Source organism: Rhizobium rosettiformans W3, assembly GCF_004912135.1.
Taxonomy (GTDB): Bacteria; Pseudomonadota; Alphaproteobacteria; order Rhizobiales; family Rhizobiaceae; genus Allorhizobium; species Allorhizobium rosettiformans.
Genome location: NZ_STGU01000005.1, coordinates 1 through 16,214, shown reverse-complemented (window position 1 = coordinate 16,214; position 16,214 = coordinate 1). Strand labels below are relative to the sequence as shown.

The 16,214-nt window shown below is 60.7% G+C and carries 15 protein-coding genes and 2 tRNA genes; 5 read left to right on the top strand and 12 right to left on the bottom strand.

All coding sequences use genetic code 11. The features are described from left to right. Window positions 1-16: 16 nt before the first annotated feature. Both argS and FAA86_RS10725 read right to left on the bottom strand, forming a co-directional pair. Complete coding sequence (argS, locus tag FAA86_RS10730; RefSeq protein WP_136540461.1) at window positions 17-1,777, bottom strand: arginine--tRNA ligase; 1,761 nt, start codon at window positions 1,775-1,777, stop codon at window positions 17-19. Between the two features lie 56 nt (window positions 1,778-1,833). Further along, on the bottom strand, window positions 1,834-3,051 hold the full coding sequence (locus FAA86_RS10725) for a deoxyguanosinetriphosphate triphosphohydrolase (RefSeq protein WP_136540459.1): 1,218 nt from the start codon (window positions 3,049-3,051) through the stop codon (window positions 1,834-1,836). 197 nt (window positions 3,052-3,248) lie between these two features. On the opposite strand from FAA86_RS10725, the gene erpA reads away from it, so the two are divergent. Together erpA and xth are read left to right on the top strand one after the other, a co-directional pair. Continuing rightward, window positions 3,249-3,581, top strand: a complete 333-nt coding sequence (gene erpA / locus FAA86_RS10720) for an iron-sulfur cluster insertion protein ErpA (protein ID WP_136540457.1) — start codon at window positions 3,249-3,251, stop codon at window positions 3,579-3,581. Window positions 3,582-3,587: 6 nt separating this feature from the next. Next, the gene (xth, locus tag FAA86_RS10715) at window positions 3,588-4,373 is read left to right on the top strand and encodes an exodeoxyribonuclease III (RefSeq protein WP_136540455.1); all 786 of its coding nucleotides are present in this window, start codon (window positions 3,588-3,590) and stop codon (window positions 4,371-4,373) included. 77 nt (window positions 4,374-4,450) lie between these two features. Here xth and exoR read toward each other — a convergent pair whose 3' ends face one another. From exoR to FAA86_RS10665, 10 genes are all read right to left on the bottom strand, one after another. Then, the gene (gene exoR / locus FAA86_RS10710; protein ID WP_113461732.1) at window positions 4,451-5,242 is read right to left on the bottom strand and encodes an exopolysaccharide production regulator ExoR; all 792 of its coding nucleotides are present in this window, start codon (window positions 5,240-5,242) and stop codon (window positions 4,451-4,453) included. A gap of 32 nt (window positions 5,243-5,274) precedes the next feature. Then, on the bottom strand, window positions 5,275-5,556 hold the full coding sequence (locus tag FAA86_RS10705) for a hypothetical protein (protein ID WP_136540453.1): 282 nt from the start codon (window positions 5,554-5,556) through the stop codon (window positions 5,275-5,277). A gap of 231 nt (window positions 5,557-5,787) precedes the next feature. After that, a complete protein-coding gene (locus FAA86_RS10700; RefSeq protein WP_136540451.1) occupies window positions 5,788-7,074 on the bottom strand; it encodes an OmpP1/FadL family transporter in 1,287 nt (428 codons plus the stop codon). 437 nt (window positions 7,075-7,511) lie between these two features. Then, window positions 7,512-10,442 (bottom strand): valine--tRNA ligase, encoded by a 2,931-nt coding sequence (locus FAA86_RS10695; RefSeq protein ID WP_136540449.1) that lies wholly within the window; start codon window positions 10,440-10,442, stop codon window positions 7,512-7,514. A gap of 114 nt (window positions 10,443-10,556) precedes the next feature. After that, window positions 10,557-11,471 carry a PopZ family protein gene (locus tag FAA86_RS10690; protein ID WP_136540447.1) on the bottom strand — a complete coding sequence of 305 codons (915 nt, stop codon included), beginning with the start codon at window positions 11,469-11,471 and terminating at the stop codon, window positions 10,557-10,559. Between the two features lie 192 nt (window positions 11,472-11,663). Next, window positions 11,664-12,335, bottom strand: a complete 672-nt coding sequence (locus FAA86_RS10685) for a protein-L-isoaspartate O-methyltransferase family protein (RefSeq protein ID WP_162760098.1) — start codon at window positions 12,333-12,335, stop codon at window positions 11,664-11,666. A 143-nt stretch (window positions 12,336-12,478) separates the two neighbouring features. Next, a complete protein-coding gene (locus tag FAA86_RS10680; RefSeq protein WP_136540445.1) occupies window positions 12,479-12,805 on the bottom strand; it encodes a hypothetical protein in 327 nt (108 codons plus the stop codon). 190 nt (window positions 12,806-12,995) lie between these two features. Then, window positions 12,996-13,069 (bottom strand) — tRNA-Cys (locus FAA86_RS10675). A gap of 126 nt (window positions 13,070-13,195) precedes the next feature. After that, window positions 13,196-13,450, bottom strand: a complete 255-nt coding sequence (locus FAA86_RS10670) for a hypothetical protein (RefSeq protein ID WP_136540443.1) — start codon at window positions 13,448-13,450, stop codon at window positions 13,196-13,198. 135 nt (window positions 13,451-13,585) lie between these two features. Beyond that, window positions 13,586-13,867 carry a hypothetical protein gene (locus FAA86_RS10665; protein ID WP_136540441.1) on the bottom strand — a complete coding sequence of 94 codons (282 nt, stop codon included), beginning with the start codon at window positions 13,865-13,867 and terminating at the stop codon, window positions 13,586-13,588. A gap of 163 nt (window positions 13,868-14,030) precedes the next feature. On the opposite strand from FAA86_RS10665, the gene FAA86_RS10660 reads away from it, so the two are divergent. From FAA86_RS10660 to FAA86_RS10650, 3 genes are all read left to right on the top strand, one after another. After that, a tRNA-Asn gene (locus tag FAA86_RS10660) sits at window positions 14,031-14,105 on the top strand. Between the two features lie 159 nt (window positions 14,106-14,264). Further along, on the top strand, window positions 14,265-14,492 hold the full coding sequence (locus FAA86_RS10655; protein ID WP_136540439.1) for a hypothetical protein: 228 nt from the start codon (window positions 14,265-14,267) through the stop codon (window positions 14,490-14,492). A gap of 106 nt (window positions 14,493-14,598) precedes the next feature. Continuing rightward, window positions 14,599-16,047: a cryptochrome/photolyase family protein gene (locus FAA86_RS10650; protein WP_136540437.1), complete on the top strand. Its 1,449-nt coding sequence runs from the start codon at window positions 14,599-14,601 to the stop codon at window positions 16,045-16,047. Window positions 16,048-16,214 lie beyond the last annotated feature (167 nt).

Here is a 16,214-nt window from a genome sequence, read left to right as displayed (position 1 = left end):
GGAATTGGTGACGATACTATCGCATTTCGACCGGAGCTTCGGTGCCAGTAATGGCCAGTCCCGACTTCAACACGGAGGCGACAGCATGCACCAGCCCAAGCCTGGCGATGGTTAATTCTCTATGTTTATCGTTAACAAAGCGTAATTCGGGCGAATCCTTGCCCTTGTTCCAGTGAGCATGGAGCGAGCTTGCCAGATCATGCAGGTAAAATGCAAGTCGATGCGGCTCCTGCGACAGTGCCGCCGCCTCGATAATCCTTGGATATTCCGCAAGCTTCGCCACCAGCGACAGTTCCGTCGGATCTTCGATCTGTCCCATTACGGCACCCGCCAGATCGAGCTTCTCGATCTCCAGATCCGGGAAGGCTTCCTTCGCCTGGCGCAGGATCGACATGCAGCGAGCATGGGCATACTGCACGTAGAAGACCGGATTGTCCTTCGACTGCTCCGTCACCTTGGCAAAATCGAAGTCGAGCGGCTCGGAATTCTTCCGGTAGAGCATCATGAAGCGCACCGAATCGCGGCCGACTTCCTCGACCACTTCGCGCAGCGTGACGAAATCACCAGAGCGTTTTGACATCTTTACCGGCTCGCCGTCGCGGTAGAGCTTGACGAGCTGGCAGAGCAGAACGGTGAGCTTCGACTTGCCCTCGGAAACGGCCCGGTTGACGGCCTCAAGCCGCTTCACATAACCGCCGTGGTCGGCGCCGAGCACATAGATCATCTCGGAGAAGCCGCGATCGAACTTGTCCTTGAAGTAGGCAACGTCGGCGGCGAAATAGGTGTAGGAGCCGTCCGACTTCATCAGCGGCCGGTCGATGTCGTCACCGACTTCGGTCGAACGGAATAGGGTCTGTTCGCGGTCTTCCCAGTCTTCCGGCAGCTGGCCCTTCGGCGGCGGCAGCGTGCCACGATAGACATGGCCCTTGAAGGTCAGGTCATTGATCGCCGTGCGGATCTTGGCGGCATTGCCGGCATGCAGCGTGCGCTCAGAGAAGAAGATGTCGTGATGCACATTCAGCGTCGCCAGATCGTCGCGGATCATCGCCATCATGGCATCGATCGCCTTGTCCTTGACGATCGCCAGCATCTCCTCTTCCGGCATCGTCAGGAGCTTGGTGCCATACTCGTCGGCCAGCGCCTTGCCCACCGGGACCAGATAATCGCCCGGATAAAGGCCGGCCGGGATCTCGCCGATATCTTCACCGAGTGCCTCGCGGTAGCGCAGGAAGGCGGAGCGCGCGAGCACGTCGATCTGCGCGCCGGCATCGTTGATGTAGTATTCCTTGGTCACCTCGTAGCCGGCAAAGCCCAGCAGATTGGCCAGCGTGTCGCCGACAACGGCGCCACGGCAATGGCCGACATGCATGGGGCCGGTCGGGTTGGCCGAGACATATTCGACATTGACCTTGTGGCCGGCGCCCACGGTCGAGCGGCCGAAATCCGTGCCCTGCCGGATCATGGTCGCAAGCAGCTGCTGCCAGTAGGCGACGGAAAGGCGGATGTTGATGAAACCGGGGCCGGCCACGCCGACCTCGGCAATATCAGGATCCTGCTTCAGCTTCTCGCCGATGAGGTCAGCCAGCGCGCGCGGGTTCATACCCATGCCCTTGGCCAGCACCATGGCGGCATTGGTCGCGGCATCGCCATGGCTCGGATCACGCGGCGGTTCGACGACGATACGGCTGAAGTCGAGGCTGTCGCGCTTCTCGCGCACCGCCTCGATCTCATCGAGCGCTGCTTTGATCCGGGTTTCGAAATCGGCGAAAAGGTTCATGGCGTGTCCCTGCGCGCGGGTAAAATCCCCGCGTCCGTTCAGAATTTGTCGGCTGCCTATCGCAATTCCGGAGTCCGGTCAAACAGCTCCCGGTGCGTGCGCACCGCATAGGTGTCGGTCATGCCGGCGAGATAGTCACCCACATGCCGGGCTTTCTGACCGTCATTGAGACCGGAGATATGGTTGACCCAGAAGTGGCTCTTCATCAGCTTGGGGTCGGCCATATAGGCATTGAAGAGATCGGTGACGATCTCGGCGGCCGCGGCACGGATCCGCATGATGTCCGGGTGGCGGTAGATCCGGCTGAACAGGAGTTTCTTGATCGCCTTGTCGGTCTCGGCCATCTCGCCGGAGAAGGTCGCGATGGTCATCGGGGCGGCGCGGACATCCTCCACGCTCTGCGGCTCGATTGTCTTCAGCCGATCCTGGGCAACACCGATCACATCCTCGACCATCCTGGTGATCTGCCGGCGCATGATCTCGTGGGTGAAGCGATCGGGATCGAGATGCGGATAACGGTCCCGCACATCCTTCATCAGCCCGGCGAGGAAGGGCACATCCTCGAGCATCTCGAAGGTGAGGTAACCCGAGCGCAGCCCGTCATCGATGTCATGGGTATTGTAGGCGATGTCGTCGGCGATAGCCGCGACCTGCGCCTCCAGCCCGGCAAAGCTCGAAAGCTCGAGATCATGGATCTCGCAATAGTCGAGGATCGGCTGCGGAACGGGTCCGCGCGTCCCCTGCCCGTCTTTCGTCAGCAACGGACCGTTGTGCTTCACCAGCCCCTCGAGCGATTCCCAGGTCAGATTCAACCCGTCGAAATCGGCGTAGCGACGCTCGAGCTTGGTCACGATGCGCAGCGACTGGGCATTGTGGTCGAAGCCGCCATAGGGTTTCAGCACTTCGTGCAGTGCATCTTCGCCGGTATGACCAAAGGGGGTGTGGCCGAAATCATGCACGAGGGCCACGCCTTCCGCGAGATCCTCGTCGAGCTTCAGGGCGCGGGCGAGCGCACGGGCGATCTGCGCGACTTCGATCGTATGCGTCAGGCGCGTCCGGTAATGATCGCCATCCGGCCCGATGAAGACCTGCGTCTTGTGCTTCAGACGCCGAAAGGCCGTCGTGTGGACAATGCGGTCACGGTCGCGCTGGAAATCAGAACGCGTCAGGCTGCCCCCTTCTTCGAAAAGGCGACCACGGCTCTTCCAGGGATTGGTGGCGAAAACTGCCCGCTCCCCGGTTCCGAAACCCAGTGCTGCTTCATCAATCGTCATGCCTGTGCCGCTTGCTCCCCATTGACGCAACTCTTGTGCCTTCATACCTATAGCCAACAAAGCCGCAAGGCGATGCGGGTCTCGAAGCGTCTTTGGCCCGCCTCGCCGGTGCAAAAATCGCCCAATTGCATTACAATGCGGTGATTTGCTGAGAATGAGACCGTTTTCACCGGGCCTTGAACCCGGCAGGAGGCCAAATGAGCACCGAGACCGTCACGCTTTCCGAAGCCGCCGCAAAGCGAATCGCAGCCATCGTTGCCGCCGAAGCCGACAAGCAGGCGCTGCGCGTCTCCGTCGAAGGCGGCGGCTGTTCCGGCTTTTCCTACAAGTTCGACCTCGACGGCCAGCCGGCCGGCGACGACATCGTCATTAAGCGCGATGGCGCCACCGTGCTCATCGACCCGATGTCACTCATCTACATGGCCGGTTCCGAGATCGACTTCGTCGACAACCTGCTCGGCCAGTCTTTCCAGATCAAGAACCCCAATGCGGTGGCGAGCTGCGGCTGCGGCACCAGCTTCTCCGTGTGAGTGATGATGAAAATAGCCACCTGGAACATCAATGGCGTGAAGGCACGCATCGAAAACCTGTGCCAGTGGCTGAAGGATTCACAACCCGACATTGCCTGCTTGCAGGAAATCAAATCGGTCGATGAAGGCTTTCCGCGGGCCGAGATCGAGGCGCTCGGCTATCACGTCGAGACCCATGGCCAGAAGGGCTTCAACGGCGTCGCACTGCTTTCCAAGGTGAAGCCTGACGAAGTCAACCGCGGACTGCCCGGCGATGACACCGATGAGCAGGCCCGTTTTATCGAGGGCGTGTTTTCCGTCGAGGGTGGCGTGGTGCGCGTCTGTTCGCTTTATCTGCCGAACGGCAACCCCTCCGACGACCCGATCAAATACCCCTACAAGCTCGCCTGGATGGCGCGGCTCGAAGCCTTTGCGCGGGACCGCATGGCGCTGGAGGAGCCGCTGATCCTCGCCGGCGACTACAATATCATCCCCGAGCCGCACGACGCCAAGGATCCGAGCCAGTGGGTCACCGACGCGCTCTTCCTGCCTCAGACGCGTGCCGCCTTCCGGCGCCTTGAAAATCTCGGCTTCGTCGATGCTGTCAGGGCGTCCACGGACGAGGCGCCACTCTTTTCCTTCTGGGATTACCAGGCCGGCGCCTGGCAAAAGAACAACGGCATCCGCATCGACCATCTGATGCTCTCGCCGGAAGCGTCCGACCGGCTGCGGTCCGCGGAGATCGAGAAACATGTGCGCGCCTGGGAGAAGCCATCCGACCACGTGCCGGTCGTCGGTCACTTCGCCTTCTGAAGCGGAACGACATCGCATAAACACCAATGGGCGCCGAGGCGCCCATTTTCGTTTCGATCCAACGCTCAGAAGCCGCGTCAGTCGCCCTGCTGGTAAACCTGGGGCGCAAGCGCCACCGCAACGCGGCGGTCGTCTTCTGTGGCGAGCGAGAAGGCCCGCTCCTGCAGGTCCTGCATCCAAGGACAATCCTTCGGATTGCAGCGATCGAGCGCCGCCGTCAGGAAAGCTAGGCCGCGCACAGTCTGGCCCTCTTCGAAGAGCACATTGCCGAAGATGGACATGGCGCCAGCATGGCCGCTCTTGCGCGCCATGTTTAGCCACTTCTTTGCCTGCTGGACGTTCACACCGCCGCCCTCGCCGGCCAGGATCATCCGCGCCAGCTGAAACTGCGCTTCCGGCACGCCAAAGGTGGATGCCACCTGGAAATAGATCTGGCGCGCCTGGGCAAGGTCCGCCTTGACGGGGCTGTCCGGAATGCCCTGGCGATAATACCGGGCAAGCGAGAGGAGCGCGTTGACGAAGAAACCGGTGTCCTCGGAGCCGGGCTCGACACCCTGGTTGGCGATCTCGGCATAGATCTTGAAGGCTTCGAAGTCGTTTTCGACGACGCCATCGCCGGCAGCATACATGTTGGCGAGTGCCCAGCGCGAACCGGTATGCCCCTTCTCGGCAGCGTAGCGATAGGCTTCGACCGCCTCTTCCTTCTGGCCCTTCTTGTAGGCGTTGAAGCCGAACTTGAAGAGATCGAAGGGACCGGATTCCTTGCTGACGCCGGCATTCATGTCGAATGCACGCGCCGATGGGCTCGAAGACAGCAGAAGAGCTGCCGTCAGAAGCACCGCCGAAGACTTCCAGTCACCTAGACGCATGGGTCCGCACAATTTCCAAGTCATCATGGACATCAGATCCTCCGCGCCGCAATTGCGGCGAGTTCATCTGCGCCCTTTTTCAAGAATACACTCAACCAATGAATAGACGGTTCATGACCGGACCTGCGGTCGGAGCAGCCGTCATGGCTCCCTTTATGTTTCGTCTGCATGATCGAGAGACTAGTCTGGATTTCCGGCAAGACCGGGGCGATTTTTTGCCCCCATCCGATTTTGTCCACCAGACCCGCCGACCGCTCCCCAAAAGCGACCGAAGTCATTGCAATTTGCACCCTATTTACGCCCCAGAGGCTCATGTGAAACTCGTTACACCACCCGCCGGAAACGGCGCCTGCCGTCTCGCATCCCACCGGTGCTCCCCGTTTGTGGCGGGAAATGGACAAATTGGACGCCGGCGGGGCTGGTGAAGAAGGATAGGTCCGATGTTGCAGAATCGTCACATTCCGGAATGCTGAAAAATGCGGGGTATGCCTGAAACGGAAGAAGCCCGGACAAGCCGGGCTTCCACTCAATAATATTGGGAAAGATCAGAAACGAACCTTAAGAGACGTTGATACGGCAGCCGCGATATCGGTGCCGAAGTCGTAGGAAACGTCATCGCCATAGGTTTCGCCATTGGCGGTCACAACTCCGGATTCGCCCGAGGTCAGCAAGCTGATCGCACCTGCAAGCCTCAGCTCGACGTTCTGGTTCGGTGCATAGGAAACCCCAGTACCGAAAGTCCAAGTATCCGTCTGACTACCGAAGCCCTGTGACGTGCCCCTATCCCAAGTTACCGAGCCCGCCACACTCCACTGCTCATTAACTTTGTGCCCGATACCGCCAGAAATTGTCCAGCCGTCTCGATATATCAGGTCGAGAGACGTGACATCAACTCCAGCAGGCGAACCCGTGGCGCATGCGACCACACCTCGCGTCGACACCGGGCAGAAAGGTATGCTCTGCAACTGGCTCCAGTCTGTCCACTTGACAGAACCGAATGCGAGCCAATCTGGCGCTATGCCGGACTGCACCTTCAGCTCAATCGAATCTGGCATCGCTGTGGCACCGTAGACGTCCGTGACATTACCGAACAGCCCGCCTCCACCCGGCAGACCTGAGGGCACGCCTGTGAGATCAAGCGTACCGGTGATGTCGTCAAGCTTCACTTCGCTATTGTAGACGAGACTAGCGCGAAAAGCATATTCTGGGATTTCGTAAGCAGCCCCTATACGCCAACCCCATCCATCTCCCTCGAGGTCGAGTCTGCCCAAGCCCGTGCCAGTTAGTCCAAATGCAGGAAGAACTTCCGGCGCCACAACCAGACGGTCCTTAAAGCCATCGACTTGCTGGTAGAAACCGCCGCCAATAATGCGGACTTGGCCCGGCCCAGCGTCGAACTTATAGGAGCAGGTTAGGCCATAGTTGTCGCTGTTGACTTTCGTTTCAATGTTGTGATTTGCGCCTGCCCACGTGGAACCCGGCTTTGTATGGGCACCCCAAGGCTGCGAATAATCCACCATGCAGTCAAGACCATCGACCAGTTGAGCCTTGAACCCGACGCGCGGGACAAAATAGCTCTCCGTCTCGTCAGTTGACCCCTCGTAACCCAACGCATTGAGCGGGCCGTCCGAGGCATCCGTGTCCTGCACGTTTTCCAGCTTCCGCTGCGGCGCGACGTAAGTGACGCCCGACTCAAACGTGTACTGGCCCGGATCGAACAGAAGATCGATGTTATAACCGCCACGTTCAAGACCGCCTGCCTGCGCGCCTCCCACGAATGCGCATGCTGCGATCAGCCCGAGGGCGGTTGTCTTCATCAAGTGGTTCGCCATGTCTCTCCCCAATTCAGGCAAAACTGTGATTTGGCATACTAGACATGTGCGACAGGATGGCAATCGGGTGATCTCCGTCACAGCCTTGTTCCATCGCTGAAATTTTTACGTAACGATTTTAGCGCAGCTTCAGATATCCGCAGCGGTTGGATGAATATCCTAACATTTGGCGACATATAGCAACGTTGTTAGAATATTCTTATCGCACTTCAGCCATGCGTTGCGCGCATGCCACAGCCATGACCATCCGGCGACATGGTTGATTTTTCACCACTTCAGGGTGTTGTCGACGCCGCCTGCCTACGCATTGGTTAGATATCGCCCGGAATCGTTACAACGCTCCCCTGAGCAGCGGCATCGACCATGCTGCGGCGCAATAACAAAGGGCCAGATCTCGGATCCGGCCCTTAGAAAATCATTTCTCAGGCAATCAGCGCTCAGCCGGCCTCCAGAACCCGCTTCAACGCCTTTTCAAGGCTCGCCTTCTGCACCTCGAGCTCCTGGTAACGCTCTCGCTCGGCAGCGACCACCTCCGGGTTCGCGTTGGCAACGAACTTCTCGTTGTTCAGCTTGCCTGCGATGCGCGCCATTTCCTGGTCTACCTTGGCGATCGCCTTTTCGATACGCGCCTTTTCAGCCGAGAGATCGATCAGCGCGCCCAAGGGCAGGCAGGCAGTTGCCTCGCCGACGACGATCTGGGCGGCACCCTTCGGCGCGACGTCGGCAACCGAGATCGCTTCGACGCGCGCCAGGCGCTTGATCGCGGCATCGTGGCGGATCAGCCGCTCCTGGGTCACGCCATTGGCCCCAACCACGACCAGCGGGGCCGTTGCGCCGGGCGGCACGTTCATTTCTGAACGGGCCGACCGGATGCCGGTCACGAGGTCGATCAGCCAGTTGATGTCGGCGGCAGAATTCTCGTCGGAGAATTCCGGAGCCGGCCAGTCCGCATGGCAGAGCAGGGTATCGCGTGAAGCGCCCTCGCCTGCCGTATGCGCCCAGAGCTCTTCCGTCATGAACGGCATGAAGGGATGGAGCAGCTTGTAGATCTGCTCCAGCACAAAGGCCGCACAGGCCTGCGCTTCCTTTTTGGCCGCCTCGTCCTCGCCCATGAAGACGGGCTTCAACAGCTCGAGATACCAGTCGCAGAACTGGTTCCAGACGAAGCGATAGAGGCTGCCCGCAGCGTCATTGAAGCGATAGCCTTCGATCGCTTCCGTCACCTCGGCTTCCGTGCGGGCGAGTTCGGTCAGGATCCAGCGGTTGATCGCAAGCGACGTTGTCTCCGGCAGGAAACCGGGATCGGCCTTCACGCCATTCATCTCGGCAAAACGCGTGGCGTTCCACAGCTTGGTGCCGAAGTTGCGGTAGCCGGCGATGCGGGCCGGGTCGAGCTTCACATCGCGGCCCTGGGCGGCCATGATCGCCAGCGTGAAACGCAGCGCGTCGGCGCCATACTCGTCGATCAGCTCCAGCGGATCGATGACGTTGCCCTTCGACTTCGACATTTTCTGGCCGTTCTTGTCGCGAACCAGGGCGTGGACATAGACCGTGTGGAAGGGCTCGACGGGATTACCGTCTTCGTCCTTCATGAAGTGCAGGCCCATCATCATCATGCGGGCAACCCAGAAGAAGATGATGTCGAAGCCGGTGACGAGAACGTCGGTCTGGTAATACTTCGCCAGTTCCGGCGTGTTGTCCGGCCAGCCGAGCGTCGAAAAGGGCCAGAGCGCCGAGGAGAACCACGTGTCGAGCACGTCCTCGTCGCGGGTCAGGATCTCGCCGGGTGCGAAGTTCTCGAGCTTCTCCTGAACCCAGGCCTTCCACGGTCCCTCATGGGCAAGATAGTGCTGGACGGCAGCGTCGAGCGCCTCTTCCTCGGTCTTTTCGACGAAGACCTGACCATCCGGACCATACCAGGCCGGGATCTGGTGACCCCACCAGAGCTGGCGCGAGATGCACCAGGGCTCGATGTTTTCCATCCATTCGAAATAGGTCTTTTCCCAGTTCTTCGGGACGAAGTTGGTGCGGCCTTCGCGAACCGACGCGATTGCCGGTTCGGCCAACGTCTTTGCGTCCGCAAACCACTGGTCGGTCAGCATCGGCTCGATGACAACGCCGGAGCGATCGCCAAAGGGCTGCATGATCTTCTTGTTCTCGACGAAGGGCACATCATTGCCTTCCGCGTCCTTTACCGTGACGGCAAGGCCTTCGGCATTGATCGCGTCGATGATGCGCTTGCGGGCCTCATAGCGGTCGAGACCACGATACTCGTCGGGAACGAGGTTGATGTCGTCGACCTCGGCTTCGTTCGGCAGATGGCCGGTCTTGGCAATCTCCAGAGCGCGCGCGGCGTAAACGGCATAATCCTCGCCGTCGTCACGCATCTTCGCCTGGGTATCCATGAGGCGATAAAGCGGGATCTTGTTGCGGCGGGCGACCTGGTAGTCGTTGAAATCATGCGCGCCGGTGATCTTGACCGCGCCAGAGCCGAACTTCGGATCCGGATATTCGTCGGTGATGATCGGAATCAGGCGGCGATGCTCCTTCGGCCCGACCGGGATCTCACAGAGCCTGCCGACGATCGGTGCATAACGCTCGTCCGAGGGATGGACCGCCACCGCACCGTCGCCGAGCATGGTTTCCGGACGTGTCGTCGCAATCGAGATGTAGTTCCGCTCTTCCTGGAAGGTGACGTTGCCGTCCTCATCCTTCTCGACATAGGTGTAGGTCTCCCCACCCGCGAGCGGATATTTGAAGTGCCACATGTGGCCTTCAACTTCCTTGTTCTCGACCTCAAGATCGGAAATCGCCGTTTCGAACTTCGGATCCCAGTTGACCAGACGCTTGCCGCGATAGATCAGGCCTTCCTTGTAGAGCGTGACGAAGACTTCAAGCACGGCCTTGGACAGGCCCTCATCCATGGTGAAGCGTTCGCGCGACCAGTCGCAGGAGGCGCCGAGGCGCTTCAGCTGGTTGAAGATCAGGCCGCCCGATTCCTCCTTCCACTCCCAGACCTTGTCGATGAAGGCTTCGCGGCCCATGTCGCGGCGCGAGAGGTTCTGGCCGTTTTCGGCCAGCTTGCGCTCGACGACCATCTGGGTGGCAATGCCGGCATGGTCCATGCCCGGCTGCCACAGCACGTCCTTGCCGCGCATGCGCTCGAAGCGGACCATGATGTCCTGCAGCGTGTTGTTCAGCGCATGGCCCATATGCAGCGAACCGGTCACGTTCGGCGGCGGGATCACGATGGTGAAGGTGTCCTCGCCCGGCTTCGCATTGGCGCCGGCGCGGAAGGCATCCGCCTCCTCCCAGGCTTTCGCGATCTTCGGTTCGACGGCGGCTGAATCATAGGTCTTTTCGAGCATTTTCCGACCGGATTTTCGAGTTCTGGATGTTGGGTTGTAAATAGGACAGCCCAAGACGAGTCAATAAAAAAGGCCGCTCTTGCGAGCGGCCCGTGATCCCCAAAGGGCGTTCTGTCAGCGTCGCGGGCCGCGGGCGACGCGTTCGATTTCCTCCCGCACGAGGCGCTCCACCAGCGTCGGCAGATTGTCGTCGAGCCAGTCCTTGAGCATCGGACGCAGCATCTCTTCGGCCATCTCGTCGAGCGAACGGCGCTCGGTGCCGTCGAAGGCGGCGGCGAGTTCGGAGAAGGAGCGCGAGACCTGCTCCACCGTTGCGGCGGAAACCAGGGCCGTCAGGTCGCGACCACCGGTATTGTCTTCATCATTCATCTGGAAATCTTCCGTCTCCATCGGCTCATCGGCACTCATCTCGACGGTCGGGGCTTTCGGCTCGACGCGAACCTCGACGGAGGCGATGCGCGCTAGAGGCGCTTCGGGCTCGGCGAAGAGTGGGCGCGGTGCATCGACAGAAGGGCGCAGCGATGGTGGCATCTGGGCTTCGGCGGGCTGCGCGGCGCGCAATTCCGGCTGGCGGAATTCCGCGAGGCGGGCGCTCATCGAGGGGGCTTCCGGGGCCCGGGTCTCGGACACGGGTTCGCGACGCTCGATCGGCGCGGCGTCCTGCGGCATCGGGGTCTGGACCGGACGCTCCATGCGCTCGGAGGCCGACCGGACACGGGCGGCGAGGTCCGCAAGCGAGACGCTCTTCGGCATGTCCTCGGCCTCAGCCTGCGGCATCTCGCGGCGCGGCGTGGCTTCCACCTGCGGCATCTCACGCTGGAAGACGGGGAAAGACGGTGCGGCATCGTTGGCGGCCACGAAATCACCGCCGTCATAGCCTCGGTCTGCTTCACCGTCGTCGTCGGAAAGCTGAGACAGATCCTGCGGCTGGCTTGCGCCATTTACCGGATCGTTGCTTTCGATGATCCGGCGAATGGATGCCAGGATCTCTTCCATGGACGGTTCACGCGCTACGCTTGGCTGAGCCATACTAATCCCCGTTGTCCTCAGAACTGTCGACCGGCGGCAATCTTGCCGGGCCGATTCGCGCTCACCCTAGGATACGCGGTTGCCGAAAAAAATCACGCCTTCCTAAGGAATTGCCGTGATGCACAGCTTTGTTGTGCAGATACGAAAAGGCCCGCACGAAGCGGGCCCTCACCATTCCGATGGCGCTTGCGCTCAGAAGACGAATTCGGCCGCCTTGCGGAAGCCCGGCAGCGGCTTCACTGCCGCGTTGAAATACTCGGTATAGGAGGTGATGCCGCCGTTCTTGACATAAAGACGGGCGCGCGCCGAGTTGCCGTAACCGACAACGGCAACGAGGCGGCCACCTTCGCGCAGCTGCGACAGGATTGTCTCCGGCAGCGCCTCGACGGCACCGTTGACGAAGATCACGTCGTAGGGTGCTTCGGCGGCATAACCGTCTTCAAGCTTTGCGGAGACTACCGCGACATTATCGTAACCCAGTTCCGAAAGGGTCTCGGTGGACTTCGTCACCAGCGCCTCGTCGCTCTCGGTCGCAACGACCGAACCGGCGAGCAGCGAAAGCAGGGCTGCCGAATATCCGGCGCCGCAGCCGATTTCCAGCACCAGGTCGTCCTTGGTGATCGCCGCAAGCTGCAGCAGCTTGGCCAGCGGCGACGGCTCCATGATGTAGCGGGGCGGATTGCCGTTTGCGGCCGGCGCGATCAGCATGTCCTCGTCGATATAGGCGAGCGGCTTCATCTCCGCCGAAACGAAAGCCTCGCGCGGCACCGACAGAAAGGCATTCAGAACGGAATGGGACGTGACGTCCGTCGTCCTGATCTGATTGTCCACCATCTTGGTGCGTGCTGCTGCGTAATCCATCATTTCGTTCGCGCCCCGTATCGACCGGCCATAGCGGCTATTCACACCCGTCTTTAATTGCAGCCAGATGCGCTTTCAAGCCGCTCGAAGCCTCGCACACGAGAATCTCGCGGCTGCGAAGTGACGCAGCCGCGCTGCAGGTCGCGTCAGTCTGCCAGCGTATAGGTGTCGTTCTCGCAGAAATCGACCTCGTCCCGAACGTCATAGAAACTGTCATTCTCGAAGACGGCGCGGATCTTGTAGACGCAGGCATCGCTGCCATCGGCAATCGTCAGCTGGCGCGACTTCCCGCCGTAAAGCCCCTTCTTGTTCAGAAGCTCGGACCGTGTGCCACCGTCGGCCGGCGTCGCATAAAACTGCACGATCATGTTGGGCGTCTGGTTCTCGAGCGTAAACGAGAGATTGTCGGCATAAGCGGAGGATGCGGCGAGACCGATCAGGCCAGCCATTAGAAGAGAGACTGCGTTGCGCATGGGCGTGCTCCTGTTGTGGGAGACCTGCTCATGCGAGCGCGCAACTTTCCGCGCAATCACCGGCATCGGCCAAGATCGGGCGGAACGACCAAAGCCGCGGGATCGGCGCAAAGATGGCCGATGGACACCGGTGAGCGCCAAGGCCTGAACGCCGGCAAATGGATAATGTCAGGATATGGGGAGGTTCGGATGGAGGCCTCGCCCGGAATTGAACCGGGGTACAAGGATTTGCAGTCCTCTGCGTCACCACTCCGCCACGAGGCCATCCGGGTATAAAAGTGCGTGTGGTGGGCGGCATTTAGAACGGATCGAGAGTGAGCGCAAGGGGAAATTCATCGAATTTCACGGCGCCGCTGTAGATGCCGAAACACCCCTCGCCGCAGCCCCTCGTCAGCCTGCGTGCTGTCCACGTCGGCGGTCGAGGAGGCGCGTTGCAGCCATGGTGCTGGCGGCATCGGCAAGGCGGGTGGGATCGGTCATGCCGGCGGTATAAAGCCGGATGACGGCCTTGCCCACGGCTTCTCTATGGCCATCGTCGGGCCGGCCGATCCTGTTCGGCTCTGCTGCCTGCATGGCAAGGTCGATGATGAGGAAGTCTTTCGGCGTCAGAATCCAGGAACTCTCCGCCTGGACCGGTTGGATCATTTTGTGTCGCCTTTCCGGGAACGTAACGCCCCCTGGTTCGTTGTTGATCGCGACTCAGTCTGTCCAGACTATGGGAAGGTGGGCGGCGGGTCATTTCACTATGACATGTGCCGACCATTTGGCGGCCGCTGGCTCTTAATCCTGGCGCTCGTTGCGCTTTGCGGCCTGGCGGCGGCTCCACCAGACGGTCATGCGCCGGCGGCGCCGGCGAACGGCGGGCAGATCATGCGAGAGGACGATGAGCCCAAGCGGGATCATCCAGAAGCCGAGGATCGGCAGGAAGCCGAGGATACCGCCGCCCACAAGGGCTGAACCGGTCACGATTCGACCGGTTCTCGAGCGTGGCACCGGGATTTCGAGCCCGCCCAGCACGAGCCGCCCGCGCGCATGATCGAGGCGATAACGGCGGTCGGGCATCTTGAAACTCCACGAAATTCAGGGGATTTCCCACCCCTGTCAGCGCTTCTCCAGATGGTGAGCCCACACTTAAAAACAAGGTGATGACATTTTTTTTGAAAAACCGCTTGGCAAACGGAGCGAGCATCAGTATTACCCCGCTCACACCGCGGCAAGCGGCTGTTCCCTGGTAGCTCAGCGGTAGAGCATTCGACTGTTAATCGACAGGTCGCCGGTTCGAATCCGGCCCGGGGAGCCATCTCATTCCAAGGCCCGCGCTGAACACAGCCGCGGGCCTTTTGCTTTTTCAGCCACGCACATCCGTCACTGATAGATCGGGTAGCGACGTCGAAACCCCCTCTTCACCTTTGCCTGCTATCTCCTCTTGCAACGAACAGGCATGCAAGGAGGACGGCCGATGTGGCTCGAGCTTCACGATGGGGACGGATTTCCCTTCTACGTCAACATGGACAATGTGGTGGACTTCCGCTGGTATGAGCGCGAAGGCTATACCTGCCTGCTGACGACCGCTCCCGTCGCCGAGAAGCTGCACCGGCTCTATGTGCGCGAAAATGCGCAGCAGATCATGGGCATGATCCGGGCCGAGCAGACCCGCCGCGCCGCCCCCGGTCGCTCCGCCGCCTAAGGCGGACCCCGAGCAAGTTGCCCTTCACCGCGAAATCGTGAACACGACGTGATCCCTTCGCGGTTGTCCTTCGTATGGCCCATAAAGCCAACGTAGAAGACAGTGCATGCCCCAGACCTCCGCCAAGACGCTCATCCTCTGGTTCCGCAAGGATCTCAGGCTTTCCGATCACGCGGCCCTTGCCACCGCGGCCGACGAAGGCTTTCGCATCCTGCCTCTTTATATCCGCGAACCGGAAGAGGCCGGCACGGGTCCACTGGGCGCGGCCCAGGCCTGGTGGCTCAATCATTCGCTGTCTGCTTTCGGCAAGTCGCTGGAAGCGCTCGGATCGCGCCTCACCTTGCGCAGTGGTCCGGCCGAGCGCGTGCTGAGCGAGCTAATCGCCGAGACTGGCGCTTCGGCCGTATTCTGGAACCGGCGCTATGATCCGCCGGGCATTGCGATCGACAAGGCGCTGAAGGCGAAACTGATCGCCGATGGGATAGAGGTCCGGACATTCGCCGGCCAGATCCTGCACGAGCCAACCAAGCTGAAGACAGGCGCCGGCGGACATTTCCGCGTCTATACGCCCTTCTGGAAGGCGCTTGATGGCTCCGGCGAACCGCCCGAGCCGATCCCGGCACCGACATCGGTTGCGACACCTCAGAATTGGCCGCAAAGCGAGGCGCTTGGGGACTGGCACCTTCTACCGACCCGGCCGAACTGGGCGAAGGGATTTGAGCCCGTGTGGACGCCGGGGGAAGCGGGTGCAAAAAAGCGCCTCTCCGACTTCGTCGAGACCGGCCTCAAGGGCTATCGGAACCGGCGCGATTTTCCGGCCGAACCGCATGTCTCGATGCTTTCGCCCCATCTTGCCCATGGCGAAATCTCTCCCGCCTTTGTCTGGAACGCCACCCGCGGCCTGGACGACAGCTACTCCTCCGAAGACGTCATTCACTTCCGCAAGGAACTGGTCTGGCGCGACTTCTCCTATCATCTCCTCTTCCACTTTCCGGATCTTTCCGTCGCCAACTGGAACGGCAAGTTCGACGGTTTTCCCTGGCATGACGCCCCGGATCTGCTGGAAAAATGGCAGCGCGGCCAGACCGGCTATCCGATCGTCGATGCCGGCATGCGCCAGCTCTGGCAGACAGGCTTCATGCACAACCGCGTGCGCATGATCGTCGCTTCCTTCCTGATCAAGGACCTGCTCATCGACTGGCGCGAAGGCGAGCGCTGGTTCCGCGATACGCTCGTCGATGCCGACCCGGCATCGAATGCCGCCAGCTGGCAATGGGTCGCCGGCTCCGGCGCCGATGCCGCCCCCTTCTTTCGCATCTTCAACCCGATCACCCAGGGCGAGAAATTCGATCCGGAAGGCGCTTACGTCCGCCGCTTCGTGCTCGAACTCAAGGACATGCCGGCCAAGTTCATCCACAAACCCTTCGAAGCCCCGCATGCGGTGCTGAAGGATGCCGGCGTCAGCCTCGGCAAGACCTACCCAATGCCGATTGTCGATCATAGCAAGGCAAGGGACGCGGCGCTCTCGGCGTTTCAGGGGTTGAAGGGGGAGTGAGGAGGTGTGGGTCGGAGTTTGTTCAAATCAACCCGATCCCTTTGAGGCCTCGCTGGAGCGCCGCGGAAGACGCGTCACTTTGTGCTGTCACCAATCAACTTGACCATATCAAGCGACCAAAAATCGAGAGCCGATAACGTGGTCCGCCCCCGTGGGCTGGAGTCCTT